Source organism: Streptomyces sp. NPDC002004 (genome assembly GCF_053593975.1).
On the sequence record NZ_JBSFDP010000037.1, the window covers coordinates 15,451 to 40,998 of the forward strand.

At 73.7% G+C, this 25,548-nt stretch carries 20 protein-coding genes and 1 pseudogene; 7 read left to right on the forward strand and 14 right to left on the reverse strand.

Annotated elements, in window-relative coordinates; all coding sequences use genetic code 11:
- Window positions 1-20 precede the first annotated feature (20 nt).
- Window positions 21-737: a CDP-alcohol phosphatidyltransferase family protein gene (locus ACWCP6_RS32075; RefSeq protein ID WP_450936121.1), complete on the reverse strand. Its 717-nt coding sequence runs from the start codon at window positions 735-737 to the stop codon at window positions 21-23.
- A 149-nt stretch (window positions 738-886) separates the two neighbouring features.
- Between ACWCP6_RS32075 and ACWCP6_RS32080 the strand changes: the two genes are divergently transcribed.
- The 5 genes and pseudogenes from ACWCP6_RS32080 to ACWCP6_RS32100 form a co-directional block, all read left to right on the forward strand.
- Window positions 887-1,873 carry a zinc-dependent alcohol dehydrogenase gene (locus ACWCP6_RS32080; protein WP_450936122.1) on the forward strand — a complete coding sequence of 329 codons (987 nt, stop codon included), beginning with the start codon at window positions 887-889 and terminating at the stop codon, window positions 1,871-1,873.
- 353 nt (window positions 1,874-2,226) lie between these two features.
- Window positions 2,227-2,625: a 6-pyruvoyl trahydropterin synthase family protein gene (locus tag ACWCP6_RS32085; RefSeq protein ID WP_450936123.1), complete on the forward strand. Its 399-nt coding sequence runs from the start codon at window positions 2,227-2,229 to the stop codon at window positions 2,623-2,625.
- On the forward strand, window positions 2,622-3,758 hold the full coding sequence (locus ACWCP6_RS32090) for a glycosyltransferase family 4 protein (protein ID WP_450936124.1): 1,137 nt from the start codon (window positions 2,622-2,624) through the stop codon (window positions 3,756-3,758). The genes ACWCP6_RS32085 and ACWCP6_RS32090 overlap by 4 nt, the downstream gene beginning before the upstream one ends.
- Window positions 3,755-4,606 (forward strand): methyltransferase domain-containing protein, encoded by an 852-nt coding sequence (locus ACWCP6_RS32095; RefSeq protein ID WP_450936125.1) that lies wholly within the window; start codon window positions 3,755-3,757, stop codon window positions 4,604-4,606. The genes ACWCP6_RS32090 and ACWCP6_RS32095 overlap by 4 nt, the downstream gene beginning before the upstream one ends.
- A gap of 242 nt (window positions 4,607-4,848) precedes the next feature.
- Window positions 4,849-5,802: pseudogene (locus ACWCP6_RS32100) on the forward strand (lysylphosphatidylglycerol synthase transmembrane domain-containing protein); the annotation flags it as partial.
- Here the strand turns inward: ACWCP6_RS32100 and ACWCP6_RS32105 are convergent.
- The gene (locus ACWCP6_RS32105; protein WP_450936126.1) at window positions 5,704-6,591 is read right to left on the reverse strand and encodes a RibD family protein; all 888 of its coding nucleotides are present in this window, start codon (window positions 6,589-6,591) and stop codon (window positions 5,704-5,706) included. The pseudogene ACWCP6_RS32100 and the gene ACWCP6_RS32105 sit on opposite strands and share 99 nt — an antisense overlap.
- Window positions 6,588-7,337: a creatininase family protein gene (locus tag ACWCP6_RS32110; protein ID WP_450936127.1), complete on the reverse strand. Its 750-nt coding sequence runs from the start codon at window positions 7,335-7,337 to the stop codon at window positions 6,588-6,590. The genes ACWCP6_RS32105 and ACWCP6_RS32110 overlap by 4 nt, the downstream gene beginning before the upstream one ends.
- 116 nt (window positions 7,338-7,453) lie before the next feature.
- Here ACWCP6_RS32110 and ribA point away from each other — a divergent pair, with 116 nt between their 5' ends.
- Window positions 7,454-8,134: a GTP cyclohydrolase II gene (gene ribA / locus ACWCP6_RS32115; protein ID WP_450936128.1), complete on the forward strand. Its 681-nt coding sequence runs from the start codon at window positions 7,454-7,456 to the stop codon at window positions 8,132-8,134.
- Window positions 8,135-8,211: 77 nt separating this feature from the next.
- Window positions 8,212-8,811: a hypothetical protein gene (locus tag ACWCP6_RS32120; protein ID WP_450936129.1), complete on the forward strand. Its 600-nt coding sequence runs from the start codon at window positions 8,212-8,214 to the stop codon at window positions 8,809-8,811.
- 62 nt (window positions 8,812-8,873) lie between these two features.
- On the opposite strand, the gene ACWCP6_RS32125 is transcribed toward ACWCP6_RS32120, so the two are convergent.
- From ACWCP6_RS32125 to ACWCP6_RS32175, 11 genes are all read right to left on the reverse strand, one after another.
- The gene (locus tag ACWCP6_RS32125; protein ID WP_450936130.1) at window positions 8,874-11,087 is read right to left on the reverse strand and encodes a hypothetical protein; all 2,214 of its coding nucleotides are present in this window, start codon (window positions 11,085-11,087) and stop codon (window positions 8,874-8,876) included.
- Window positions 11,084-12,229: a VWA domain-containing protein gene (locus ACWCP6_RS32130; protein ID WP_450936131.1), complete on the reverse strand. Its 1,146-nt coding sequence runs from the start codon at window positions 12,227-12,229 to the stop codon at window positions 11,084-11,086. The genes ACWCP6_RS32125 and ACWCP6_RS32130 overlap by 4 nt, the downstream gene beginning before the upstream one ends.
- The gene (locus tag ACWCP6_RS32135) at window positions 12,226-14,721 is read right to left on the reverse strand and encodes a DUF5682 family protein (protein WP_450936132.1); all 2,496 of its coding nucleotides are present in this window, start codon (window positions 14,719-14,721) and stop codon (window positions 12,226-12,228) included. Before ACWCP6_RS32135 ends, ACWCP6_RS32130 begins: the two co-directional genes overlap by 4 nt.
- Complete coding sequence (locus tag ACWCP6_RS32140; RefSeq protein ID WP_450936159.1) at window positions 14,721-15,842, reverse strand: ATP-binding protein; 1,122 nt, start codon at window positions 15,840-15,842, stop codon at window positions 14,721-14,723. The genes ACWCP6_RS32135 and ACWCP6_RS32140 overlap by 1 nt, the downstream gene beginning before the upstream one ends.
- 59 nt (window positions 15,843-15,901) lie before the next feature.
- Window positions 15,902-19,546, reverse strand: a complete 3,645-nt coding sequence (locus ACWCP6_RS32145) for a WGR and DUF4132 domain-containing protein (protein WP_450936133.1) — start codon at window positions 19,544-19,546, stop codon at window positions 15,902-15,904.
- Between the two features lie 184 nt (window positions 19,547-19,730).
- On the reverse strand, window positions 19,731-20,921 hold the full coding sequence (locus ACWCP6_RS32150; RefSeq protein ID WP_450936134.1) for a winged helix DNA-binding domain-containing protein: 1,191 nt from the start codon (window positions 20,919-20,921) through the stop codon (window positions 19,731-19,733).
- A gap of 194 nt (window positions 20,922-21,115) precedes the next feature.
- The gene (locus ACWCP6_RS32155; protein ID WP_450936135.1) at window positions 21,116-21,349 is read right to left on the reverse strand and encodes a hypothetical protein; all 234 of its coding nucleotides are present in this window, start codon (window positions 21,347-21,349) and stop codon (window positions 21,116-21,118) included.
- A gap of 124 nt (window positions 21,350-21,473) precedes the next feature.
- Window positions 21,474-22,838 (reverse strand): FAD-dependent oxidoreductase, encoded by a 1,365-nt coding sequence (locus ACWCP6_RS32160; RefSeq protein WP_450936136.1) that lies wholly within the window; start codon window positions 22,836-22,838, stop codon window positions 21,474-21,476.
- 55 nt (window positions 22,839-22,893) lie between these two features.
- A complete protein-coding gene (locus ACWCP6_RS32165; protein ID WP_450936137.1) occupies window positions 22,894-24,096 on the reverse strand; it encodes an MAB_1171c family putative transporter in 1,203 nt (400 codons plus the stop codon).
- Window positions 24,097-24,098: 2 nt separating this feature from the next.
- Window positions 24,099-24,626: a toxin-antitoxin system, toxin component gene (locus ACWCP6_RS32170; protein WP_450936160.1), complete on the reverse strand. Its 528-nt coding sequence runs from the start codon at window positions 24,624-24,626 to the stop codon at window positions 24,099-24,101.
- A 23-nt stretch (window positions 24,627-24,649) separates the two neighbouring features.
- On the reverse strand, window positions 24,650-25,327 hold the full coding sequence (locus ACWCP6_RS32175) for a helix-turn-helix domain-containing protein (protein WP_450936138.1): 678 nt from the start codon (window positions 25,325-25,327) through the stop codon (window positions 24,650-24,652).
- Window positions 25,328-25,548: the final 221 nt, after the last annotated feature.

The following is a 25,548-nucleotide window of genomic DNA, read 5'->3' on the forward strand; positions in this document are numbered from 1 at the left end:
GGTGGCCCATACGCCCCCGGTCAGCGGTTCCTGGCTCCCCACAGCCACAGCACATCGCGCCCGAAGGACCAGAGCAGCAGCGCCAGCGCCGCGGCCACCGTCGCGGCCGTGACCACGTGCGGCAGGATGCCCGCCGCCGCGACCAGCAGGCCGACCCCCTGCACCACCGCCACCGTCTTGCGGGCCATGCTCGGCGGCAGGGCGCGGCACAGCCACGGCAACGGGCGGGACGCCAGGACGAAGACGTAGCGCATCGCGCCGATGAGGACCACCCACGGGCCGAGCGACGTCGCCACGTACACGCTCAGGACCAGGATGAGGAACGCGTCCACCTCCATGTCGAAGCGTGCGCCCAGTTCGCTGGCCGTACCGGTGTGCCGGGCCACCTTGCCGTCGACCGCGTCCAGGATCAGGGCCACGGTGGTCAGGGCGACGAGCAGGGGGACGGACGGCGGGTCCTGGAAGGAGTTCGCGACCAGGGCGGTGACTGCGCCGACCAGGGTCGCCCGGGCCAGCGTCACCCGGTTGGCGGGCCCGAAGGACCGGGGCCGGGTCCGGCGCACGGCGCGTGTGAGGACCGCCCAGGTGGCGAGGGTGCACGTCAGACCGGCCAGCCAGCCGGCCGGTCCGAGGCCGATCGCGGTTCCCAGCAGACCCAGCAGCAGGAGTTGGGCGCCCGCGCCGACGGTCGTCTCCTGCCGCAGCAGCCGTGTGTCGTAGGCGTTGTTCAGGGCCACTGTGCACTCTCCGGCGGTGTGACATGTCGGTCGGCGCCGCGTGGACGGTACGCGGCCCCGTAGGGTCTGGGGCACTGACGTCCAGGTCAGGGATCCGTACGTCAGTGATCTGTACGTCATTGATTGCCCGATCGTTCAGGAGCACGCCGATGGAACGCACCGCACGCGCCTTCTGGCTCCGTTCTCCCGGCCACGGTGAGATACGGGACGTCGTCCTGCCGGAACCCGCCGCCGGCGAGGTACTGGTCCGCACCCTCTGCTCCGGAGTCAGCCGTGGCACGGAGACCCTGGTCTTCCGCGGCGAGGTGCCCGAGAGCCAGTACACGGCCATGCGGGCGCCCTTCCAGGAGGGCGAGTTCCCCGCACCGGTGAAGTACGGCTACCTCAACGTCGGCGTCGTCGAGGAGGGGCCCTCGCACCTGCTCGGCCGTACCGTCTTCAGTCTCCATCCGCACCAGACCCGCTTCGTCGTCCCGGCGAGCGCCGTGACCGTCGTCCCGGACACGGTGCCCGCCGGGCGTGCCGTGCTGGCCGGGACGGTGGAGACGGCGGTGAACGCCCTGTGGGACGCCGCGCCTTTGATCGGCGACCGGATCGCCGTGGTCGGCGCCGGCATGATCGGGTGCAGCGTCGCCGCGCTGCTCGCCCGGTACCCCGCGGTCCGTGTGCAACTCGTCGACAAGGACCCGGCACGGGCCGAGACGGCGAAGGCGCTCGGCGTGGAGTTCGCGCTCCCTGAGGAGGCCGAGGGCGAGTGCGACCTCGTCGTCCACGCCAGTGCCACCGAGGGCGGACTCGCGCGCGCACTGCAGCTCGCCGGCACGGAGGCGACGGTCCTCGAACTGAGCTGGTACGGCGACCGCGTGGTCGGTCTGCCGCTCGGTGAGGCCTTCCACTCCCGGCGCCTCGTCCTGCGCAGCAGCCAGGTGGGGGCGGTGGCCCCGGCGCGGCGTGCCCGGCGCACCTTCGCGGACCGGCTCGCGCTCTCCCTGGACCTGCTCGCCGACCCGGCCTTCGACGCACTGATCGGCGGCGAAAGCGCGTTCGATGAGCTGCCGGGCCTCCTGGCGGGGCTCGCCGCCGGCGAGCTCCCCGGACTGTGCCACCGCGTGTGGTACGGCGACGGAGACCGCTAGCCGTTCGACGGGAGGAGACGCCGCACTCCCGGCGGGCGAGGACGCCGCACTCCCGGCGGGTGAGGACACCGCACCCCGGCGGGCGAGGACACCGCACCCCGGCGGGCGAGGACACCGCACCCCGGCGGGCGAGGACGCCGCGCCCTCCCTCGCGGGAGGGGACACGCACGCGGAACGGGGGACGCGAACCCCGGCGGCAGGGGATACCCGACTCCCCGGGGGAAAGGAGACCAAGCCCCTGAACACAGGGAACATCCTGCCCGTACTACACGACACGCCCCGGCCGTGGGCCGACGCACACCCCCTCGCGTCGGCCCGCGCGCCTCGAAGCGCCGCACCTGGAGGGTCATCCGTTGTTCAGTGTCACCGTCCGCGACCACCTCATGATCGCGCACAGCTTCCGCGGCGAGGTCTTCGGGCCCGCGCAGCGCCTGCACGGAGCGACGTACGTCGTGGACGCCACGTTCCGCCGCCCCGAACTGGACGAGGACAACATCGTCGTCGACATCGGCCTGGCGACGCAGGAACTCAATGCGGTGGTCGGGGAGTTCTCGTACCGCAACCTAGACGAGGAACCGGCCTTCAAGGGGATCAACACCTCGACCGAGTTCCTGGCCAAGGTCATCGCCGACCGCCTCGCCGACCGTGTGCACGCCGGGTCCCTCGGCGAGGGCGCCCGAGGCCTCGCCGGGATCACCGTCACACTGCACGAGTCGCACATCGCCTGGGCGAGTTACGAGCGCGCCCTGTGAACGCCCCGACGGTGCAGCGTGCCGACGTCATCGGGCTGTGCCCGACCCCGGTGCACTTCTTCATGCCGGGCGGTGTCGACGACCCGGCCGCGCCGAGCGGCGGCAACGTCTACGACCGCCGCGTCTGCCTGGACCTGGAGGGCTTCGGACGACAGGTCCACCGGCACACCGTCGCGGGGAGCTGGCCCCGCCCCGACGCTGCGGCCCGCACGGAACTCGCCCGCGCGCTCGGGGAGCTGCCGGACTGCACCGTCGTCCTCCTCGACGGACTGGTCGCCTGCTCCGCGCCGGAGATCGTCCTGCCCGCGGCCGAACGGCTGCGCATCGCCGTGCTGGTGCATCTCCCGCTCGCGGACGAGACCGGACTCTCCCCGGCCGTGGCCGCGGAGCTGGACGCCCGGGAACGTGCCGTGCTCAGGGGCGTGCCCGCCGTCGTCGCCACCAGCCACTGGGCGGCCCGGAGGCTCGTCGCCCATCACGGGATCTCCGCGGGCCGGGTCCACGTCGCCGCACCCGGCACCGACATCGCCCCCCTGGCAACCGGGACCGACGGTCTGTCACAGCTGCTGTGCGTGGCATCGGTGACCCCCCGCAAGGGGCAGCACCTGCTCGTGGAGGCGCTGGCGGCCGTCGCCGACCTGCCCTGGAGCTGCCAGTGCGTCGGCGGCCTCGACCAGGACCCCGAGTACACCGGCCGGACCCGCGCGCTGATCGACAAGCACGGACTCGGCGACCGCGTGCACCTCACCGGCCCGCAGTCCGGTGCCCGGCTTCAGGCGGCCTACGCCACCGCCGACCTCATGGTGCTCCCCTCGTACGCCGAGACGTTCGGCATGGCCGTCACCGAGGCGCTGGCACACGGCATCCCGGTCATCGGGACCGCCGTCGGCGGGCTCCCCGAGGCACTCGGGCGCGCACCCGACGGTACGGTGCCCGGCCTGCTCCTGCCGCCCGACGACCCGGCGGCGCTGGCCGGAGCCGTGCGCCGCTGGTTCGGCGACCCCGACCTGCGCCGCCGTATGAAGGCCGCCGCCCGTCACCGGCGCGCCACCCTCGACGGGTGGGCGACGACGGCACAGAAGCTGTCCGGCGTCCTCGACCACCTTCGCCGTTCGACCCGGAGTGCCGCATGACGACGACGGACGTGCCCCGATACGCCCCGCAGTGGCTGGAGCTGCGCGAGCCGGCCGATGCCGCGGCCCGCTCCACCGAACTCGCCGCACGACTGCACGACCGGCTGGCCGGGCGCGCGGGCCTGACCGGCGAGCTCGTGGTCCACGACCTCGGCTGCGGCACCGGCTCCATGGGCCGCTGGCTCGCACCCCGGCTGCCGGCCGGCCGGCCCCAGCGCTGGGTCCTGCACGACCACGACGCCGACCTGCTGGCCCTCGCGGCGCAGCGGACACCGCGCACCGCGGGGGAGGGCAGCACCGTCACGGTCACGACGCGGCAGGGCGACCTCACCGGCCTCACGGCCGACGTCCTGACCGACGCCTCGCTCGTGACGGCCTCCGCCCTGCTGGACGTGCTCACCCACGATCAGGTCGAGGCGCTCGCCGAGGCCTGCACCGGGGCCGGCTGCCCCGTGCTGCTGGCCCTGTCCGTGGTGGGGAAGGTCGAGATCGCACCGGCGGAGCCGCTGGATGCGGCGATCGCCGCCGCGTTCAACGACCACCAGCGCCGCGACGGGCTGCTGGGCCCCGAGGCCGTCGCCTTCGCCTGCGACGCCTTCGAACGACGCGGGGCGACGGTGCGGACGGAGGCCAGCGCGTGGCGACTCGGCCCCGCGGACCGGGAACTGACGGCGCAGTGGCTGCGCGGCTGGGTCGACGCCGCCTGCGAACAGCGCCCGGACCTCCGGGGACACGCCCAGCGCTACCTGCGCCGTCGGCTGGCGGAGTGCTCGGCGGGCGAGCTGAGCGTGGTGGTGCACCACCGTGACGTGCTGGCACTGCCGGGCGAGAAGGGCGGCGCACGGTGAGCGGGAGGACGGCTGCCGAAGGGACGCCCGCACGGCGGACCGTGAAGGGGCGGCCGGCCGCCTCGCCGGACGGCGGACGGCCGCCGCGGCGCGCCGCCGAAGGCCGGACGGACCGGCAGGTGGCCTGCGGCGTTCCCACGGGGCGGACCCGGCGGCCGCTGCGCCTGCGCAAGGCACTGCCCTGTGACACCGGGACCGCACCCCGGGCACGGCGGACCGCCGCCGTCCGGGCCCGCCTGGGGATGCTGGCGGGAGCGGCCATCCTGGGTGTCCTTGTGTGGCGGCTGGGCACGGGCGCCTTTCTCGACGGGCTGCGCCGCAGCGACGGTTCCGCCCTGCTCGCCGCGGTCGCCATCGGCGCCCTCACCACCGTCTCCAGCGCCTGGAGGTGGCAACTGGTGGCCCGCGGTCTGGGCATCCGGCTGCCGCTGGGCCGCGCCGTCGCCGACTACTACCGCGCCCTGTTCCTGAACGCGGCACTGCCCGGCGGGGTCCTCGGCGACGTGCACCGCGCCGTGCGGCACGGACAGAGCTCCGGGGACGTCGGGCGCTCCGTGCGCGCGGTCGTCCTGGAGCGGACCGCGGGCCAGATCGTCCTCCTCGCCGTGGGCCTGCCCGCGCTGTTCGTCCTGCCGGCCCCCGTCCTCGCGCAGATCCACGACCTCGCGGCATGGCCGGGGACCGTCCCGCTCGCCGTCGGCGTCGGGGCGCTCCTCGTCGCCGTCACGGTGCGGCTCCGCCGTGCACCCGGCACCCCGCGCTGGCTGCGCGCGGTGCGCGCCACGGTGGCAGAGGCACGCGGCGGATTGCTGGCCCGCGGCGCCTGGCCGGGTGTGGTCCTCTCGTCCGCCGTGGTGCTCGCCGGGCACCTCGCGACGTTCCTGATCGCCGCGCGTGCCGCCGGATCCACGGCGCCCTTCGCCACGTTGGCGCCCCTGATGCTGCTCGCCCTGCTCGCCATGGGGCTTCCGGTGAACGTCGGCGGCTGGGGGCCGAGGGAGGGCGTCACCGCGTGGGCCTTCGGCGCCGCGGGCCTCGGCGCCTCCCAGGGCCTGACCACCGCCGTCGTGTACGGCGTGCTCGCCTTCGCCGCGAGCCTACCGGGCGCCGTCGTGCTCGGCGTCCAGGGCCTCGCCCGACTGCGGCGTCCCCAGGTCCAGTTCGAAGAGGGTGTCCTCGCCGAGGAGGCCGCGCCGCGTCGGAGGACGCAGCGCGTCCCGCATCACCGGCGTACCCGCGAACCGGAGCCCCGGCACGCCGTCGCCGAGCAGGACCGGAGCGACCGTGACGTACAGCCGGTGCAGCGCCCGCTCGTGCAGGAAGCGCGACACGGTGACACCGCCGCCCTCGACCAGCACACGGCCCAGGCCGCGCCGGGCCAGCGCCCGCACCAGGCGCCCGGGCGCGAACGCGTCGGCGCGGTCCGCAAGCGTCAGTACGTCGACGCCATCCGGGACGGGCCCGCCGGGGGCGCTGCCCTCGCCCACCACCCACAGGGTGGGCGCTGACCCGTCGGTGAACACCTGGTGTCCGAGCGGCACCCGGCCGCGCGGATCGACGACGACGCGCACCGGGTTGGGGCCGGCACAGGCCCGCACCGTGAGCCGGGGGTCGTCCGCGACGGCGGTGCCCGCCCCGACGACCACCGCGTCGGTGAGGGCCCGCAGCCGGTGCAGATGGCAGCGGTCCTCCTCGCCGGTCACGTAGTCGGCGTCGCCGGTACGGGTCGCGATGAAACCGTCGAGGCTCTGCCCCAGCTGAGCGATGGTGAGGCGGGGGCCGGCCAGGCACAGCGGCAGATAGCGTTCGGCGAGCAGGTCCGCCTCGGCAGATGCGGCCTCCCCCCAGCGCCAGCCGCCGTCCGGGTCGCGGACCAGCCCGGCGGACTCGGCGTCCGCGGCCGAGCGGACGCCGAGAAGGCGCTCCCAGGCAGCGGTCTCGGACAGCACGGCGTGAGCCGTTCCGCCGTCAGGGCGGCGGCTCATCGGGCGAGCACCGAGACGTACTCGGCGAAGGAGTCCACCAGCGACGCCAGCAGTTCCTTCCCCTTTTCGGCGGAGGCCAGGGAAGGGCGGCCGACGACGCCGGACTCCGTATAGGGCCGCAGACCGAGAGTGAGGAGGTGTTTCCGTTCGTCGGCCACGACATCGGAGGATTCATGACCGGAACCGACGAGTTCGGGATGGGCGTGCAAGAGGATCGAGGTTTCCGCTTCCCCGGCGTGCATATCGCTCCGGGCGGAGGTGACAAGACCTGCTCTGGCCCGTGCCGTGTCCCAGTCGGCAGAGCCCGGGAAAAGTGCCATGCGGGTCGTGCCGGTGACGGATTCCTGAACGACGTTGCGCAGTACGTAATTTCCGCCGTGCCCGTTGACCAGGACCAGTGCGTCGATTCCGGACCGGGCGAGAGAGTCCGTGATGTCCCGTACGACGGCATGGAGCGTGGCCGCGGAAATACTGACCGTGCCCGGCCAGTCCGCGTGCTCGTGCGAGCAGGAGATCGTGAGCGGAGGAAGCAGTTGGACCGTATGCGTTGCGGCTATCTCGCGGGCGATGGTGCACGCGATGACCGTGTCCGTGATCAGGGGAAGGAAGGGGCCGTGCTGTTCGAAGCTGCCGATGGGGAGGACGGCGACCGTGGCTGCCCTGGCCCGTACGTCATCCGTCGTGCACAGCGGCAACAGGCCGGACGCCGTGCCGGGGGCGGTGACGGGTTTCGCCGAATTGCTCATGTTTCTGAGGGCCTTTCATGGTGCGTTCCTACAGGGGCCGTCGGCTGCCGGTACGGTGTCGATTCCATGCCATTCTCCATGCCCATGGCAAGGATACGGGGAGATAGGGTCGGATCATGACAGGAATTGACGGTAAGTTCGAGGACCGCGTCCGCGGCAATGTTCACGACGGGCGCCGCCCCGCCGGTGTCGAACACGTGGTGGATGTCCCTCTTTCCACCGTGCACGGAGATTTTCTCGCGGTCGGCTATCTCGACCTGGATCGCGGTGATGAGCAAATGGCTCTGATTTACGGCGATGTCGAGGGAGATGACACCCTGGTCCGCCTGCATTCGGAGTGCCTGACCGGCGACGCCTTCGGGTCCCGGCACTGCGAATGCGGCGAGCAGCTGTCGGCGGCGCTGGACGCCATCGCGGCCGAGGGGCGCGGTGTGCTCGTCTATCTCCGCGGCCACGAGGGGCGGGGGATCGGACTGCTCGCCAAACTGCAGGCGATGAAGCTCCAGTCGGAGGGGCTGGACACGGTCGAGGCGAACCTGGCCCTGGGGCTCCCGGTGGACGCACGGGACTACCGGGTGGCGGCGGAGATCCTCCATGACCTCGGCGTACGGTCCGTGCGGCTGTTGTCCAACAACCCGCGCAAGTGCGAAGCGCTTCAGCGCCATGGCATCAAGGTCGCCGAACAGGTGCCGCTGCTGACGGAGCCCTACCCGGAGAACATCCGCTATCTGCAGGCGAAGCGGGAGCGGCTGGACCATCACCTGCCCCATCTGGACCGCGTCGTCGAGCCGCACTGACACCGAGGTATGTTCTTCCCCGACGTGGCAGATTTGTTGTGGGCATGCCCGAGTGGCGGCCGGGAAGCGGTGTCGTGGTGAGTGGGACCCGGGGGACGTTCACGGAGCGGATGGCCGAGGCGCGGCGGCTCAGGCCGGGCGCCTACGCACACCTCTTCGACGGGCGTCCCAAAGTGGTCATCCGGACCACCCAGCTCCTGCCCGACCAGGCGATCCAGCTGGCGACCGCCTACGGCTACCGGCATCTGGAGACCCGCGGCACCAAGGCCGTGCGCAAGCGGGTGTTCGTGCCGGATCCCGACCCGGCCGCACGCTGGGAGGCTCTGCCGCCCGGCACCCCCTTCGAGGTGGCCGCGCAGCACCCGGCCTTCCACGGGACCAGCGCCCGTGCGGCCCGCAACCACGCCGAACTCATCAGGAACGAGCAGAAGCTGCTCAAGCTGATCCCCGTCGCGGCGCTGCTGTTCCTCGGCGTGATCGGCGGGTTCGTGGAACTGTTCACGACCGGCAAGGGCGTGCTGGCCGTCCCGCTGACCTTCTTCGCGCTGCTCGACCTCGGCCTCGTCCTGCTCATGCGGACGGCCGCGCGCAAGCGACGCGAACTGCTCGCCCGGGCGGAGGAGCTGACGCGGCAGTACCCGCCGCACGGCTTCCCGGTGTGGACGCCGGGGAACTAGCGGGGCGTCCGTCCCGGGCGGCTGTACCGGGCCCGGCCGGTTGTACCGGGCCGGGCCGGTGGTCACGAACCGTCCGGCTCCAGGAGCTCGGTGGTCACCAGAAGGCGCAGATACGCGGCTGTCCATGAGGTGGTGGCCCGCGCCGGGTCGTCCCCGGCCAGGGCGTCGCGCAGTGCGGCGACGGCGGCCGAGCAGTCGCGGAGGCCCACGTGTGCGAGCCGGACGGCCTCGTCCCGGAGACGGGACAGGGCCACAGGCGTGGTGTGCCGCAGCCCCTGGTGTGCGAGGGCGGCCAGCGCGTCGAGCGCGGGCGTCAGCGCCGAGCCCAGCGGGTCCGGCGCCCGGTGGGGGAGCGCGGGCAGCGGCACCGGCACGGTGCCGAGGGGCGACAGGTCCGGGGTGACGGTGTCGCCCGCCGCCGTGAGGAGGGACAGCGGGGTGATCGCCGTGCGTCCGCCCGTGCGGTGCAGGGTGCCCGTGACACAGCGGACCTCCCCGGAGGTCAGCGCCTCGGCCAGGGCGTCCAGCGCCTGCGGCGCCAGGGGGTTGTGGGTGGCCGTGAGCAGCGCCTCGTTGCCCGCCCCGTCCAGCACGATGGCCTCGAGGCGTTGGCCGGCCGGGTCGTAGCCGACCGCCGTCACGCCCGAGACCTCCGTCGCGTGGACCGACTCGGCCTCCACGCGAGGACGGATCGGACGTGGCGGGCGCTCGGACCAGCGGGCCGTGTGCGCCTCCAGGTCGCGGACGAGGAGGGGGCCCGGGAGGTCGAGCCAGGACCTTCCCACCGGGGTGACCGTGGTCGCGCCCAGGCGGCCCCGGGACAGGGAGAGGGCGCGGCTGGCGGTGCGCTTCGCGTTCTCGCTCACGACATTGCCGGCCGCGAGGGCCGCCAGCGTCGTGCCGAGGACCCGGCGGCCCCCGAAGGCCTGGGCGGACGGCGCACCCTCCGGCTGCTTCCACTCCTTGCGGAGAACCAGCACGACACCCGAGTCCGAGTGCGCGAAGTACACCTCGGCGACCGGGCGTTCGGCCGTGCCGGTGATGCGGGCGCCGAGCCCGGTGAGGCGCACCCGGCGCAGCGGTGTCTCGCCGGGCTCGCGGGTACCGAGCGCCTCCGGTGAGCCGGCGGCCCGTCGGCGGGCGTGCAGCTCGGCAAGGAGCTCGGCCGGCCGCTGCGGGTGGTACCGCGCCGCACGGTCCGTGTACGCCGCGAGCTGGTCCGCCAGGTCGCGGGCCGCCCCGGCGGGCCAGTGCAGCGACGCCGCCGCCAGGTCGGCCGCCGTCCGGCCGACGCTCGCCGTCAGGACCGGTCCGGCATGGGCCGTACCCTCCCACAGGATCGTGTCCGCGAGGTCGACGGCGCTGTCCAGCAGGCGCAGGGCACGGTCCGCGCCGGCCATGGCACCGCCGACGGTGACCTGGGCGACCTCCTCGCCCGGGGCCTGATCGTCGGCCGCCCGGAACGCCCAGACCGCCAGGGCCGTCACTTCGCCGCGCAGTTCCGTCGCCGCGTCCGTGAGCGCGTAGGCCATGGCTCCGGGGACCGGGAAACGTACCGTGCAGGAGGGGAGTTCCACCCAGGGGACCGGCTGTTCCGCGGTCGGGCGGTGGACACGGGCGGTGTAGCCGCGGTCCCGGGTGCGGCGCGCGGCGGACACCGCGCGGGCGCCGACGGCGGCGGTGAGGGCTCCGTCGTCGACGGCGGCCGGGGACCAGACCTGGGGGGCTTCCTCGCTCCCGTCGGAAGCGGCGGGCTCCTCCGCCTCCGACGGTGTCCGGCCCGCCGGCTTCTCGAGCGAGAGGGCCGCGCTCGACGGTGTCGCGCCCGACGGCGCCTCGCCGGAGGGGGTCCCGCTCGACTCCGCCTCGCCCGTGGGGCTCCCGGCCGGCGCCTCGCCCGGCATGGGCTCTTGCGGCGCACTCTCACCCGAGGTGTCCGTTGCCGCTGCGTCGCCGCCGGACGGATCGCCCGCGGCCTCCTGCCCGTACGCCAGGACGAGCCCGATCACATGCCGGCACACCCCTGCCGCACCACACCCGCACACCGCCGCGTCGAGGGCTGCTCCCGCCGGGAGTTCGGTGCGCGTGCCGTCGGCGTACCGGGCGAGGACCGCGCCGGACCCGTCCGCGGACACCGTCGGGCCGTTGCCGGCGTCGACCTCCCTGGCGGCCCGCTTGACCAGGCCGCGGTTGGCGATGGCGGCCAGCGTCTCGGGGGTCAGGGAGAGGAGGTCCGCCCGGGCGGCCCCGGCGGCAGCCGGCGTCTGCGCGGTCATCGGCCCAGCCTCTCCGCCACGAACGCCGCCAGATGACCCGGCGTCATGGCCCCCACCTGAGCACCCGCGTCCGCGAGACGGGAGGCGAGCTCCCGGTCGTACGCCGGGTTGGCCTCCTCGTCGAGGGCTGCCAGGCCGAGAACGGTCGTGCCCTGTTCGGTCAGCGACCGCACGGTACGGACGAGACGGTAGGCGTCCCCGCCCTCGTAGAAGTCGGACACGACGGCGACGATCGCGCGCCGCGGGTTGTCGACCAGGCCCGCGCCGTAGTCGACGGCTCGGGCGATGTCCGTACCGCCGCCGAGCTGGACCCGCATCAGCAGCTCGACCGGGTCCGTCACGTCGGACGTCAGGTCCACCACCGAGGTGTCGAAGGCGACGAGATGGGTGCGCAGGCCCGGCAGGCCCCACAGGCAGGCCGCGGTCACCGCCGAGTGGATCACGGAACCGACCATCGAGGCCGACTGGTCGACGAGGAGGACGAGTTGCCACGGCTCCAGGTGGGCACGGGTGCGGGAGCCGAAGTGGGGCCGCTCGATCAGCACACGGCGCTCGTCGGGCTGGTAGTGGACCAGGTTGGCGCGGAGGGTGCGGCGGAAGTCGAAGTCGCGGGCGGACGCACGCCGGCCGGGTCGCCGCGAGCGGGTGCCGTGGAACGCCTGACGGATCTCCGGTTGCAGCCGCTCCATCAGCTGACGTACCACCGCGTCGACGATGCGGCGTGCCAGGCGCAGCACCTCCGGGTTCATCAGGTGCTTGGTGCGCAGCACCGCCCGCAGGAGCGTCGCGCTCGGCTCGACGCGCTCGAGCACCGCCGGATCGGTGACGATCTCCTGGATGTCGTACCGCTCGACCGCGTCGCGTTCGAGACGCTCGACCGTCTCCTTCGGGAAGAGGCGGTGGACGTCGTCCAGCCAGTCCACCGCGGTGACGGCGGACGGGCCGTCGCCACCCTCGCGGGAGGCCGGCGCGGTACGGCGCACACCGCGGCGAGCCAGGTCCTCGTCGCGTCCGTACAGCCATTCGAGCGCGGCGTCGCGGGCGGCGCCCTCGGCGCCCAGCGGGCCGGTGCAGCGCTCGGCGGGGGTGCCGAGGATCAGCCGCCAGCGCTCCAGCGAGGGGTCGGGTCCGGCCGTCGTCATGGCGTGACCACCTCGTGCCGAAGTCCGTGGCGGTCGAGCAGACTGGTCACGTTCTCCTCCAGGGCACGGGCGCGGGCGATGAGCAGCGGGTCCGCCGTCGTACGCAGCAGGGTCCGCGTCGACCCCCGCACGCCGCGCAGCTCCAGCAAGTGGGCAGCGATCTGCTCGCGTTCCCGCGGCGGGAAGAAGGCGAAGGCCTGACGCAGGGCGGGCAGGGCCGTCAGGAAGTCGGACTCGCTCATCCCGCCGATCAGCGTGTCCAGTACACCGGTCAGCGGGCCGACGTCGTCACGGGTCACCGCGAACAGGCCGGCCAGCCAGTCGCCGAGGGTGTCGGGTACGGCCGTGGTGAGCAGGGCGGCCGGGGCGGGCGCGGTCCCCGGACCCACGGGCTGATCGACGGCACTGCCCGAGGACGGACCCAGGACCCGCCACAGTCCGAACGCCGCGCCCCGCAGATCGGCCGGCGCCGCCGGGTCCGCGCTGATCCGGCGGGCGGCCTCGGTCACCGCGGTGCGCGACACCGACAGGAGGTCCTCCGCGTGCAGTACGGCGTCCCTGAGCGCCGCGACCGCGCGCAGCCGGGCGAAGTCGGCCCCTGCGGACGGGCCGTGCGCGCCGTCCAGCAGCCACAGCAGGCGGCCCGCCGCGCGATCCACGACCGAGGCGAGCAGCGGGTCCCGGGCGACTCCGTACACCCGGTCGTGCCGCCACAGCCCCAGCGCGGTCGCGAGCACCTGCCCCAGGGCGCCGGGCTCGGGCAGGGACGCGACGCGCGCGGCCACCGTGCCGAGCAGCCGCTCGCCCAGCGCACCCGCGCCGCACAGCACCGCGTCGAACAGGACGCGTGCCACGTCGTCCGCCGCACCGCCGGCCCTACGGGCGCGTTCGTCGAGGGCGACCGCGGCGGCCTCCTCGACGCGCGCCCCGAAGGCGCCGGCTTCGATCAGCGCGGCCTCGCGGCCGAGGTGCGGGCGTGGCTCCCAGCGCTCCGTGAACACGGGGTCCGCCGCCGCTCCGGGGCCCGCCGTCCGCTCGTGTCCGGGGATGCCGAGCACGCGCAACCGGTGGAGCAGACGGCTGCGTTCCAGGCCGTCCGGGGTCGTCAGGTCCAGGGTGACCGGGGCGTCCTTGCCGAGCCCCAGGCGCGTGAGTTCCGCGACGACGTCGTGCACCAACGGGGGCACGGGCGTGTCCGGGTGGAGCCGCCCGGTGCGGTCGCCGCCGCACGCCGCGAGCATCTCGACGACGACCGGATGTGCACCGGGCGCGAGGGTCTCCCGGGCCGTCCAGGGCAGCGGCTGCTCCAGGTCGTCCTTGATCAGCGCGCCGGCCAGGCCGTCCAGCACGTCGGTGCGGGCGGTGGTGCGGTGACCGCGCAGCGCCGTCAGACCCTCCGTCAGGGTGCGCGCCGCGACCAGGTCCGCAGTGGAAACCGGGTGTTTACGGTGACGCAGCCGCTCGGCCACCGAGCGCAGCAGTCCGTCCGCCGCCGCCTCCGGGCCGTCCTCCCAGACGCGCTGGTAGTACTCCGGCGACGGCATCCCGGACTGGTACCCGGCGAAGGAGTCCAACTGCCGGAAGGAGTAAGGCACGAGGTAGCTGCCGGCGAGCGCTCCCTCGGGCGGCCGGGGCACACCGGGCCACTCGTCCGCACCCGCGTCCCGGCGGGACGCGGCGCTGCCGCCGTCATCCGTACGGCCATCCGTCTCCGTACAGGCATCGGTCTCCGTACTGCCACGGGCACCTGTACCGCCACGCGCACCCGCGACGGCACCCGCACAGCCCCCGGCATCCGAAAAGGCCCCCGCACCCGCGACGGCACCCCCACCCGCCGCCAGTCTCCGCAGCGCCGGCTGATGGAAGCCGCCCGTCACCACCAGCACCGGCCGGCCGCCGGCGGCGCGCACCGCCGCGCGTACCCAGGAGGTCATGTACGCCTCGCGCGCCGCGTCCCCCTCGTCGGCCTCCGCGTCGCCGCGAACCAGCGCGAAGTACGCGTCGAGCCGTTCGGCCAGACCTCGGTCCGACTCGGTCTCGAAGAGGCGGTCCCACAGCGTGTCCACCGAGTCGGCGCCGAAGTGGCGGCACAGGCGTGCCGTGGCCTCCTCGTAGCGGGACTCCGCGTCGGCGTAACGGTTGGTGCGCCGGCCGAACGCCGGGTGCCAGGCGGGCAGGTCGATGAAACGCACATCGGCGCCCGCGGCGCGTCCCGCCCGGAGGGCGACCCACTCCGGCGAGTAGTCGCACAGCGGCGTCCATGACGTGGCCGCGCGCTCGCCGTCGCGGTAGTGGCTGAACACCGCGACGGGCAGCTCGTGGCCCAAGGAGAGTTCCGCCAGCCGGTCGTTCATGTCGGCCGGACCCTCCACCAGGACGTACGCGGGACGCAGTGCCTCGATGGTGCGTCCCACCAGGCGCGCGCACGCGGGGGAGTGGTGACGCACCCCCAGGAACACCGCCGCCGGCGCGGGAGGTTCGCCGGTCTCCATCAGCCGCCGCCGTCCAGCAGATGACGCGCCTCGTACAGCGCCTTCCACGCCGGGCCGCTGCGGCGCTGCACCCGCTGCTCCAGGTAGCGGCGCAGCCGGGCCAGGTCCTCGGGGCTGTCCTTGGCGGCCGCGCCGGCGATACAGGCGACCACGTCGGCCGCGCTGCCCGCCTCGCCGCGCAGGAACCAGCCCCGCACGCCCACGGCATGCGCCACGGACACCGCCTCGGCCGTGCTCATCACCGCCGAGAGCCGGTCCCCGGCGGGAGTCCCCCCGCTCGGGCCGGGCCGCGAGTGGGAGAGGCCGCCCTGCCCCGTCCCGGCTCCGGCGCGCAGATCACGGAAGGTGCCGACCAGGACCTCCAGCACATCCCGGTCGGGGGCCTTCTCGACCCCGGAGCGGCGCAGCAGGGCCGTCGCCTCGGCCTCGACGAGCGCGAGTTCGGTGTCCAGGTCGGGGATCGGGAAGACTGTCTCGAAGTTGAAACGGCGCTTCAGCGCGGCACTCATCTCGTTGACACCCCGGTCGCGGGTGTTGGCCGTCGCGATGACGTTGAAGCCCTGCCGGGCGAACACCATCCCTTCCGGGCCGTCCAGTTCGGGAATGGCCACCACCCGCTCGGAGAGCAGCGAGAGGAGGCAGTCCTGGACCTCCAGGGGGCACCGGGTGATCTCCTCGAAGCGGACGATGCGGCCCTCGGCCATGCCGCGCACCATGGGCGCGGGCACGAGCGACCGGGTCGACGGTCCTTCGGCGACCAGCAGGGCGTAGTTCCAGCCGTACTTGATCTGGTCCTCGGTGGTGGCGGCACCGCCTTGCACGGTGAGCGCCGATGTGCCGCTGACGGCCGCCGCGATCAGTTCCGAGAGCAGGGACTTGGCGGTGCCCGGCTCGCCGACCAGCATCAGCCCGCGATCGGTCGCCAGGGTGACCAGGGCGCGGTCCACGAGCGAAGGGTGACCCACGAACTTGCGGCGGATGCCGGCGTCCTCGTCGCCGACGACGAAACGGCGGACCGCACGCAGGCTCAACTCCCAGCCGGGCGGCCGCGGATCGCTGTCGGCCGCGCGCAGCGCCGCCAGCTCGTCGGCGTAGCGCACCTCGGCCGGCGGTCGCTGCATCGATTCCGGGGCGTCCGCGCCGGGGCCGGTCAGCGCCCCGGCGCGGTCGGAACGGCGGCTCACTCGGCAGCCCCTTCGGTCAGCTCGGTCAGGTCGGCCAGCACCTCGCAGACGATTACCGGGTCCAGGTCGGCGAAGCGCAGCGGATACGTACGACTGCCCCGGAAGTCGCCCGGTTCGGTGTCCAGCCAGACGGTGTCCAGCCGCTGGTTCTCGAACAGGTCGACGTATCCGGCGGCTATGCCGTCGTCGAGCGCGATGACGACATAGCGGTCGGCGGCGAGCCGACGCGAGATCCAGCGCTCCACACCCGCGTCCTGCGGCACTCCGCGCTGCCAGCCGCGCCGCTCCAGGCCCAGCACCCTGCCGGTCGGCACCGTGATGCCCTCGAAGCGGGTCAGCCGTGCACCGCCCTCGTCCTCCCCGAGCCGGAAAACCGCCCGGCCGAGCTGCGGGAACGGCTGCAGGATCTCGTAGTCGGCGAACAGCTCGGCCCAGTCGGCCAGTCGGCTCTCCAGATGCAGCGGGTGCGCCAGACGCACCGTCGCGTCGTCCGGCAGGGTGTACGTGGCGTCCTCGACATCCGCGAAGGTACGGTCCTCCGCCACCCGGAACGCCGTCACCTCGCCGCCGTGTTCGCTCAGCCACACCAGTCGGCGGACCAGATGCCACAGCAGTGGATGGCCGACGAACAGCTCGCGGAACTCGGCCGCCGGCCACGAGCGGCTCTCCACCATCGCCGACTCCAGCCGCCGCACCTGGTCGCCCGCGATGGTCCGCACGTCCTTCTTCAGGGCCATGAACCGCTTGCGCTCGGCGGGCGCGAGCTCCGCGTCGTCGCGCGCCCCCGGCTGCGGCAGGTCCTTGCGGCGCTTGCCGTCCTCGTCGAGCACATACGGCCGCAGCTGTTCGTCGAAGCCGACGGTGAACCGGCGGCTTCCGTAGTCCACGACCGTGGAGCCGCGCTCGTCAAGACCCAGGTCGGGCACCAGCCGGTCGGCCAGCTGCGCGCCGGTGAGGCCCAGGCCCTCGGCCACCTCGGCGATCTTCTCCTGTGCGCGGACCTTGAGTGCCTTGAACTTCACGCGCTGTGCGATGCCGTGCAGATGCATCAGCGCCACGTCGGTGCCGATCGCGGCGAGCACGTCGAGCCCTTCCACCGCGCGGTGGTGTGCGCCTTCGCCGGGCCAGGAGCGCAGCAACGGCGTCAGCCTCCGCACCGTGGCGTCGTCGCCGAGCAGCCCCAGGGCATGCAGCGCCCAGCTCTCCTTGTTCGGCATGCCGGCGAGCCGCCACTGGTCGAACACGGCCCAGGCGAAGGCGGCCAGCGAGTCCTCGGTGCACAGTTCCCGTACGGTCGCGAGACCCGGGTAGGGCTCGCCCGGCCTGGACAGCGCGAGCATCGTCACCACGTGCCGGACCGCCGCGTCGGGGAGCGCGTCCCCGGAGCGTACGAGCGGCTGGGGCAGCAGCACCGGGTCGGCCCACTCGACGGGCTCGGGCATCCTGGCGGGCAGCGAGGTCTGCAACGGGTCCGCGGCGAGCAGTTCGTCGACGGCCGCCACGGCCTGCGCCCCGTAGGCCTCCGCCGCGGCTCGCACGACCTCCGGGCCGTGGCCCTCGGCGATCGTCCGCAGGGCCTGCTCGGCATGGCGCCGGGCCGGGCCCGCCTTGCCGACCGCGTCCGGCACCAGCAGCCGGGCGGCCGTCGCGCCGTGCCGTGCGAACCAGGCGCGCACCGTGGACCGTGTCGACTTGAGCCGCACCGCCCAGGCGGCCACCAGACGGGCCACCTCGGTGCCGGCGAACGGCAGCAGCAGCGGCGCGAGCTGGCCGGGGTGGCTCGGTGCAAGACGCAGCACCAGCCCGAGGGCGCCCGACCCGAACCGCGCCACGACCGGCTTCAGCACCGCCTCGCCGTCCCAGAGGTCCGTGGGTGTCCAGTCGTCGAGCAGCGGCCCGACCAGGTCCTCCGGCTCGGTCACGAACAGCGAGGCCGTGCGGATCGATCCCTTTGCGATGGAGTCCCGCAGCACGCCCGGATCGTTGGACCAGTCCCTCGACCTGCCCCAGGTCGTCAGCCAGGAAGGGGTGTCGGCCCATTCCTGACGCTCACCCGGCAGCCACACCTCGGACACTTCGGCAGGCGGCGTCAGACCGGTCACGGTACGGGTCTTGCCCTGCGGACGGGGCCGTGCCCACGGCGGGCTCGTCAAAAGGAGCGGCAGGGTTTCGGAGGGCGCCTCCGGCAGCCGGTCCCGCGGGGACAGCAGCGACTCGACGACGGCCGCCGACTCCGGTGGCAGCGACGGCAGCACCGCCTTGGCGATGTCCCGGTGCGCGGACACATGCACCACCAGGGCGTGCCGGACCTGCGCGGCGAGCGGGCCACCGCGCAGCGTGGCCGCGGCCAGCAGCCGCAGCGCGCGCACCGGGTACCGGCGCGCGGCCTTCGCCACGGGGGCGTGCGCCCACTTCTCGTCGAGGCGCGCCACCAGCAGCTCGAACGCCTCGTCCGTGGGGATCTCGGACAGCACCCCGGTCACGTGCTTCACCATGTCGGATCCGGCCTGCGAACGGCCCAACTGCTCGGCGACGAGCGGGGCGACGGCTGTGCCGATGCCCTCGGCGACGGTCGCGACCGTCGACATCGGCCAGCCGTTCCAGCCGAGACCGGCCACTCCTCCGACCTGGGCGACCTGTGCCGGGTCGTCCAGCGAGCAGAACAGCATCGACCGCAGGACGGCGTCCCGGCGCCCGGCCACCGCGGGGTCGGCGCAGGTCTCGGCCAGCCACTGCGACTCCGTGGGCACGAGGTAGGAGACGACGATCCGCGGGCGGGTGCCCTTGCGGTGCCCGGCCAGCGCGGCGACCGCGGCCCGGTACGTCTCCTCGTCGGCCGCCGCGAGCAGCGCGCGGACGCGGTCGGCCGCCCCGCGCGCCAGCCAGGCGCCGTGCGTCGTGTCCACGTCGGGCAGCCGGGCGACGGACTGGTCGGAGCGCTGCAGGCCGTGCTGTCGGTAGTGCACCTCCACCTCGAACAGCTCCGCGACCGCCTCGGCCGCGAACGGCAGGCCGTACGACGCCACCCAGGCGTCGACGCGGACGGCCCCGGACCGGTGCTCCGGTGTGATGGCCGCGAGGACCGCCGCGCCCAGGGGGTCGGGCTCACCCGCGCGGTGCGCGGACGCGGCCCGCACGAGCTGCTCGTCGCTCCCCGGGGCGTCGAGGACGGACTGCACCCAGCCCGCCTGGTCCCGCAGCTGCCGCTCGGCCCAGCGGACGGCGTCCTTCACCGGTGCCGCCGGTACCCGGCGGATGCCGCAACGACGGGGGTGCACATGGCGCCGCCAGGCGCTCGGCACGACGAAGGTGTCCTCGTCGGGCAGCACGTCGCCGCCATGGCCGCCGCGGTCGGCGCCCAGGTCGGCGACCGCCCCCGCGACGGCCGCCGTCGTCCCCGCGCCGGTCGCCCCGGGAGCCGGGGCGGCCTGCGCCGACGCCACCTCCCGGTATCCCTTGCGCTCCTTCTCCGCTATCGCCTTGCGCACATGGGCCTCGGCGGCCTCGGCCGTCCCGCAGTCCTTCACCTGCGTACGCCCCTCCGTGCCACAGCGTCCGTAACGGACCGTCACCGCTCCGCCCTCGGACTCCACCGCCCAGAACTTCGACGATCCGTCGCCGACGAACTCCCAGCGCCGCACTGGCCCCCGCCTCTCCCCACCGGTTCGATCAAGTGGTGTCACAGTAACGGCGGCCACTGACAACGCCGGTCGCTCGGGGGCGGGCGCGGGGGGAGACGGTGAAACCGCTGGTGGTCCGGGGCGCGCGAGAACAGCCCGGACCGCCCGAGCCTCCGGGAGGCAGCGGGCGGACGGGCGCTCACCGTCAGGCGGTGGCCAGTTCGTCCTCCAGCCAGGTGCGGCCGCGGGTGCGCGCCGCGAGGCGCACCCCGCCGAGCAGCCCGGCCATCCGCGTGGCCTCGGTCTCCACGGCTGCCCGCGCATCGGCGCCCACGTCTTCGAGGAACCGGCAGACGACGTCGCCCTTCCCGTCCGTCGCCCAGCCGCCCACGATCCGGCCGTCCCACCACAGGGAGGGGCCGATGTTCCCGGCGCGGTCGAACAGCTTGGGGCCGTGGTCGCCGAGAAACCATGCCCGGCCGTGCCAGCCCATGGGCGTGGAGTCGAGTGCGGGCAGCAGCGCCGCCCACGGTTCGGGTGCGGGCGTGCCGTCGAGGTCGTCCGGGAGCAGCAGGCCGACGCCACCGTCCCCCATGTCGGCCTCGACCGGCCGCAGTTCGGCGAGCACTCGCTTGACCTGCGTCTTCGTCCAGCCGGTCCACCACTGAAGATCGTCCGCGGTGGCGGGGCCGAAGGCGCGCAGATAGCGGCGTGCCAGCTCCGTCTCGGCCTCCCGGGTGTCCCGGTCCGCGAGTCCGCCGGGCGCCCAGTCGGTGAGCAGGGACCAGCGGTACTGGTGCGAGGTCCACGAGCCGCGCGGGCGGCCCCGTACGACTTTGCCCTCGGCGGCGAGCAGCAGCAACAGCCTGCTGGCCACGTTCTGCCGGCCCTCGTAGCTCTTGCCACGGGACAGGACGATCTGCGTGCTCAGTTTCGGGTCGTCCCCGGCCAGTTCGGCCGCCGTCGCCTCGCCCCGCGCGGCGAGCGAGCGCAGGGCCGCATCCTCGGCCTCCGCGAGCCACCCGGTCACCCCGGACCCGGTGCCGGCGACGCCCGCCTCGGTGAGGAACTGGACGAGTTTGCGGCGCTCCCTGGCGGCCACGGCGCGCGAGCACGCGGCCTGCACCACCGGCGCCACGTCGAGGGTGGTGACGAAGACGGTGCGGCGCATCGCGAGGAGCCGGATCAGCGTGCGGTCCTCGTACAGGGCGCGGTCGACGGTGGCCACGTCGCCGTCGTGCATACGCACCCATGCGCCCACGTACACCGAGGACGGGTCGGTGCCGTGCAGCGCGACCATGTCATGGGCCACCTCGGCCGGATCGTCCGATCTGGCCCCCGGGGCCAGACGGTGGCGCAGGGCCAGCCGCGCCCGCCGCTCGGTCACGTCGATCATCTGCACCGCGCCTCCCTTAGCACTGCGGTGGGACCATCCGCACCACCCTGGGCGTCCCGGAGCCTAGCCGGTGTCTTGTGGATCACGCCGGGCCCGCGGGGCCTGGCACGCTCCCCCATTGCCTCGAGGGCGGGGGACCCAGCCCCAGCCGGGTCGTCGTCGGTTCGCGGCGCCCGGCCCCCGCCCGCACGGGGCTACCCGCCCTCCTGCGGGCACCACGTCCGCAACAGCGCGAAGAACTCCGTCTCGTTGCCCGCCAGGCCCGCCTCCCGCAGGGCCTCTTCGGCCTCTGCCAGGACCGGCGCCGGCACGATCGGCGGTCGCTGAGCGCTCTCCCCCACGTCGAACGCGGCGCGGACCGTGTGCATCAGCCGGAGGTAGGCCCGGACGGCGGTGCGCTCGTGGTCGGTCAGCAGGGCGGTGGGCATCGGACGTCTCCACTGTCGGGCTGTGCGCCGTCCGGTCCGTCACCGACCGGGCGACCTCGCTGCGTTTGCCGCGTACCGACCAGCTTGCCCCTCGCCACTGACAATCCGCCCGTGGCGGCACCATTCACCGCTGGGACGAGGGCGCTTCCTCCGTGGGCCCGTCCACCACGGCGCGCTCCGGCACGGTGAACGGCGGTGCCGCCAGGGCCGCCAGGCCCGGCCCGCGCAGCACGGCGAGCGCGACCGCAGGAGCCACCAACGCGGTCGGCAGTGCCTCGAGCATCATCACGTCGTTGAGCGCCCGGGCCACCCGGGGGTTGCCGATGGCGGTGAGCATCAGCCGGTCGACGTAGCGGGACATCAGGCGGTCCGCGGGTGTGGGGCGCCGTCCGTGCGCACCGAGCACGAAGACGTCCTGTCCGATGGCGAGCCTCCACGCCGTGTCGACCGGCACGCTTGCCGCCCGCTGCGCACGTCGAGCGACGCCCGGCGCGGCGATGCCGGACGCGGCGACCTCGTCGCGCAGCGCGAGCGCGCCCAGCGCGGCCACCGACATCCCGTGCCCGTACACGGGGTTGAACGCCGCGAGCGAGTCGCCGAGCACCACGAGACCCTCCGGTCCGCCGCGGGACTTCTCGAAGTGCCGGCGCCGGTTGACGGTGCTCCGGGTCACCGACACGCCGGACACCGGCTCGGCCCGCGCGATGAGGTCGGCGACGACCGGATGGCGCATGCCGCGCGCGAAGAGTTCGAAGGCGTCGGCGTCGGACGTGGGATGGCCGCCGACCGTGCCCGACAGGGTGACCAGCCAGCGGCCGTCTTCGATGGGCAGGATCGTCGCCGTGCGCGCGGGGTGCCGTTCGCGCACCCTGGCCTGCACATTGACGAGTGGCCAGTCCGGGGTGTCCGTGGGGGCAAGGAAGGTTCTGCTCGCGTAGACGAGCCCGGTGTCGAGGGTGATGTCACGCACGGGCGGGACGCCCAGGTCCCGCAGCCAGGCGCAGACGCGTGAACCGCGCCCGGACGCGTCGACCACGAAGTCGGCGTCCAGTACCTGTTCGACACCGGAGGAGTCCCGTGTCCGCACCCCGGTCACCCGGTCGGCTCCGCCGGCCAGGCCGAGCACTTCCGTGCGTTGCCGCACCGTGATGCCGGGGTCCCCGGCGAGCTGGTCGCGCACCGTCCAGTCGATCAGGTCGCGACTGCACGCGATCAGGAAGTGGGTCTCCGGCCAGCGCCGGAACCAGCCCTGGGGCGAGAGGGACACGACTCCGGAGGGCAGCGGTATGCGATGTGCTCCGGCCTCCCGGAGCCGGCGTATCGAGCCCGGGAGCAGCGCATCGATCGCGCGGGCGCCGCCCGACCACAGCACGTGCGCATGCCGGGCCTGCGGCAGGCCCTTGCGCGGAGTCGGGCCGGCCGGCAGCGCATCGCGTTCGTGCACGGTCACTTCGTCGGTGTACGCGCGTAGAGCTGCGGCTGTGAGCATGCCGGTGAGGACGCCGCCCACGACGACGGCACGGCGCGCTTCGCCGCGATCGCTTCTATCGGATTCGCTCGTGGGGGCTGCTCTCTGGCCGGGCCGCGCCGCGGCGGAGAGCGTGGGCGACGGGGGACTGGCGCAGGGCTCGCGAGATGCGGACGAGATCTCGCTGCAGGGGCGGACGTCCCGTGTCACGGGCTTCCGCCGCGACGAGCACCTCACCGGAGGAGTCGGCGGCCCGGGTGGTGATCGCGGCCGTGATCGCCGCAGCCTCGGCGAGGGCACGTGCCTCGGAGGTCGGGACCCCGGCCGCGAGCGCGGCTGCCCATGCGCTCTCGCGCACCGCGGGATCGAGATACGGCTCGAGGGCCAGGAGGGCGTCGTGGATGTCCGCCTCCCGCTGGGTGAGCCGGAGACTGGGCGCTGACCACCAGGGGATCGGGACCGAGGCGCCGGGCCGGGGGGCGGCGCGGCGCAGGGTGTCCCAGAGGGCTCCGAGTCGGTGGTACGAGGCCCAGTTGCGCCAGGTCTCCGTCAGACGCTGGCCGGTCAGCGGGGTGATGAAGCCGACGGCGACGATCATCGCGGCCAACGAGGCGAGCGGCGGGGCGGCGTCCGTGCTCAGCGTGTCCCAGTTGTGCCCCGTCCACCGTGCGACCACTGCTGCGAACTTCGCCGTGTCGAATCCGAGGTCGAGGACATAACCGATGACGATCAGCACCACGCCGGCCCGCAACCAGCCGTGCACCTCCAGGGACCATCGTCGGCACAGGACGGCCATCACGGTTCCGGCCACGGTGTGGGCCAGCAGGTACAGCACGATCATCTCGCGGATGAACGGGGTGTTCGCGTAGTACGTGTCGAGGTCGCGCAGCCGCTCCACGGGCGCGTCGCCCAGTGCGAACAGCACGATGAGCAGGACCGTGACGACGCTGTACGCGCCGATGAACCACAGGGACGCGCGGCGCGTCCAGTCGGCCGGTCCGCCGCGCCAGTTGACGATCAGCAGGATGCAAGAGGCGCTGAACACCGACAGGACGCAGTAGGTGAGCGGAGCGGAGAAGTTGGGCACGCCCGTCCAGCGGTTGACCGCGGCGATGGTGGGCGGCGCGGCGAAGCAGAACACCGCGCTGCCCATGAGCAGCAACAGGCACACCGAGCGGAGCAGCGGATCGTGCCGGGCGCGCAGCATCCCGGGCATCTTGAACACGAAGGCCCCGAACAGAACCGACGCGGGGACGTAGAGGCTGAGGCCGCCGTTCACGGTCAGCCCTGTGGTCCCCGATATCCGAGCGAGGCCTCGATACGGCCGGCGACGGCGCCCCGTCCCGCCGTCGCCGCACCGTCAGCGGCCAGCCAGAAACGGCATTTGCTGGCCAGCAACAGCCCGAATGACTCGGCCTCCTCCTCGTTGGAGACGTCGAACTGCGTGCGTGCCGCGACCTTCAGCACGGTGGCCTGGAGGTCGGCGCCCTCCGCGAGCAGTCTGGCCGCGACACCGGCGCCGTCGACGTGATGGCTGCAGGTTCCGGCGTTCATGTGCCACAGCTCGTGGCCGAGGATCACGAGCTGGTGGTCGGGTGCGGTCCGCTGCTCTACGACGACGATGTCCTGGTCCACCATGTCGAGCCACAGCCCGCTCGCCGTGCCCGGTGGGAAGGAGGCGGTCCGGTAGGCGACGGGGCGTCCGCGGCGACGGCTCATCGCCATGCACAGCGCCGTGCTCAGCGTGGCGGAGTCCGTGGGGCCGGGCAGGTCCAGCTTCCCCACCAGTTCGCCGCACAGGCGCCGCATCTCCCTGCCGATCCGCCCGCGCCTCATGAGGCGGTCGGTCCGGCCGACGGCTTGACGCTCTCCAGGAGCATGTCGAGCCATTCCGTGACCTTGTCGCGGTGCTTGTCGGTGGGCAGCTGGGCGGCGCGCCAGGCGATACCGCGGACGCCGTGGTCCTGGAGCAGCCTTTCGAGCGCGTCGTCCGGCTGCGGCGCCGCGGCGGCCGTCTCGCTCTCGTGTGCCGCGAGGCGTTGGAGGAGTTCCTGCTCGGTGAGCTGGAGGGCGTAGCCGAGGGCGTCGGAGTCCTCCGCGGTCAGGAACCCCGCGTGGACGCCGAAGAAGCGCTGGATAGCGGCGCAGTGCTCCATCGTGGGGCGTCGGTCGCCGTTGATGAGGGCGCCCGCCTGCTGCCGGGACATCCCGGCGCCGTCGGCGATCTCCTGCTGGGTGTACCGGCGGCCGTTGGGCTTGAGCCGGGTGCGGCGCAACAGGTCGAGGCGCTGCAGGAAGCGGGCCTGGAGGTCGGGTTGACCCGCGGGGTGGCCGTGCAGGAGTGCCTTGACGACGTTCTCGGGGACGCCGGACTCCGCGGAGAGACGGGCGAGGTCGAAGACCTCGTCGTGGCGCACGCCGAGCCGGTCGGCCAGTGCGGCGACACGGGCGGCGAGGGCCGGGAGCAGGTCACAGTCCACCGCGCCGGGAACCGAGAAGCCGTCCGTCACCGACAGGTCTCCTGCCTCGAATGTCGTGCATACGTCGAATACCGCATGCCGCGCATGCCGCGCATGCCGCCTACATCCCTCGAACAGCCCGGAGACTAAGCCTCGGTACGGCTCCCAGACCAGATATCACCACAACTGTGGCGCGAATCCATCGCGAACGAGCCATAAATGCCACGATAGTTGACACGCTCTAGGGCGGGTAGCAGGATCGCCACGCGGCG

Bases quoted from the DNA above. Each gene is read 5' to 3' on its own strand.
- ACWCP6_RS32080 (WP_450936122.1), top strand. From the start codon at position 887: ATGGAACGCACCGCACGCGCCTTCTGGCTCCGTTCTCCCGGCCACGGT.
- ACWCP6_RS32095 (WP_450936125.1), top strand. From the start codon at position 3,755: ATGACGACGACGGACGTGCCCCGATACGCCCCGCAGTGGCTGGAGCTG.
- ACWCP6_RS32105 (WP_450936126.1), bottom strand. From the start codon at position 6,591: ATGAGCCGCCGCCCTGACGGCGGAACGGCTCACGCCGTGCTGTCCGAG.
- ACWCP6_RS32110 (WP_450936127.1), bottom strand. From the start codon at position 7,337: ATGAGCAATTCGGCGAAACCCGTCACCGCCCCCGGCACGGCGTCCGGC.
- ribA (WP_450936128.1), top strand. From the start codon at position 7,454: ATGACAGGAATTGACGGTAAGTTCGAGGACCGCGTCCGCGGCAATGTT.
- ACWCP6_RS32125 (WP_450936130.1), bottom strand. From the start codon at position 11,087: ATGACCGCGCAGACGCCGGCTGCCGCCGGGGCCGCCCGGGCGGACCTC.
- ACWCP6_RS32130 (WP_450936131.1), bottom strand. From the start codon at position 12,229: ATGACGACGGCCGGACCCGACCCCTCGCTGGAGCGCTGGCGGCTGATC.
- ACWCP6_RS32135 (WP_450936132.1), bottom strand. From the start codon at position 14,721: ATGGAGACCGGCGAACCTCCCGCGCCGGCGGCGGTGTTCCTGGGGGTG.
- ACWCP6_RS32140 (WP_450936159.1), bottom strand. From the start codon at position 15,842: ATGCAGCGACCGCCGGCCGAGGTGCGCTACGCCGACGAGCTGGCGGCG.
- ACWCP6_RS32150 (WP_450936134.1), bottom strand. From the start codon at position 20,921: ATGATCGACGTGACCGAGCGGCGGGCGCGGCTGGCCCTGCGCCACCGT.
- ACWCP6_RS32155 (WP_450936135.1), bottom strand. From the start codon at position 21,349: ATGCCCACCGCCCTGCTGACCGACCACGAGCGCACCGCCGTCCGGGCC.
- ACWCP6_RS32160 (WP_450936136.1), bottom strand. From the start codon at position 22,838: ATGCTCACAGCCGCAGCTCTACGCGCGTACACCGACGAAGTGACCGTG.
- ACWCP6_RS32170 (WP_450936160.1), bottom strand. From the start codon at position 24,626: ATGCGGCGCCTGTGCGGCGAACTGGTGGGGAAGCTGGACCTGCCCGGC.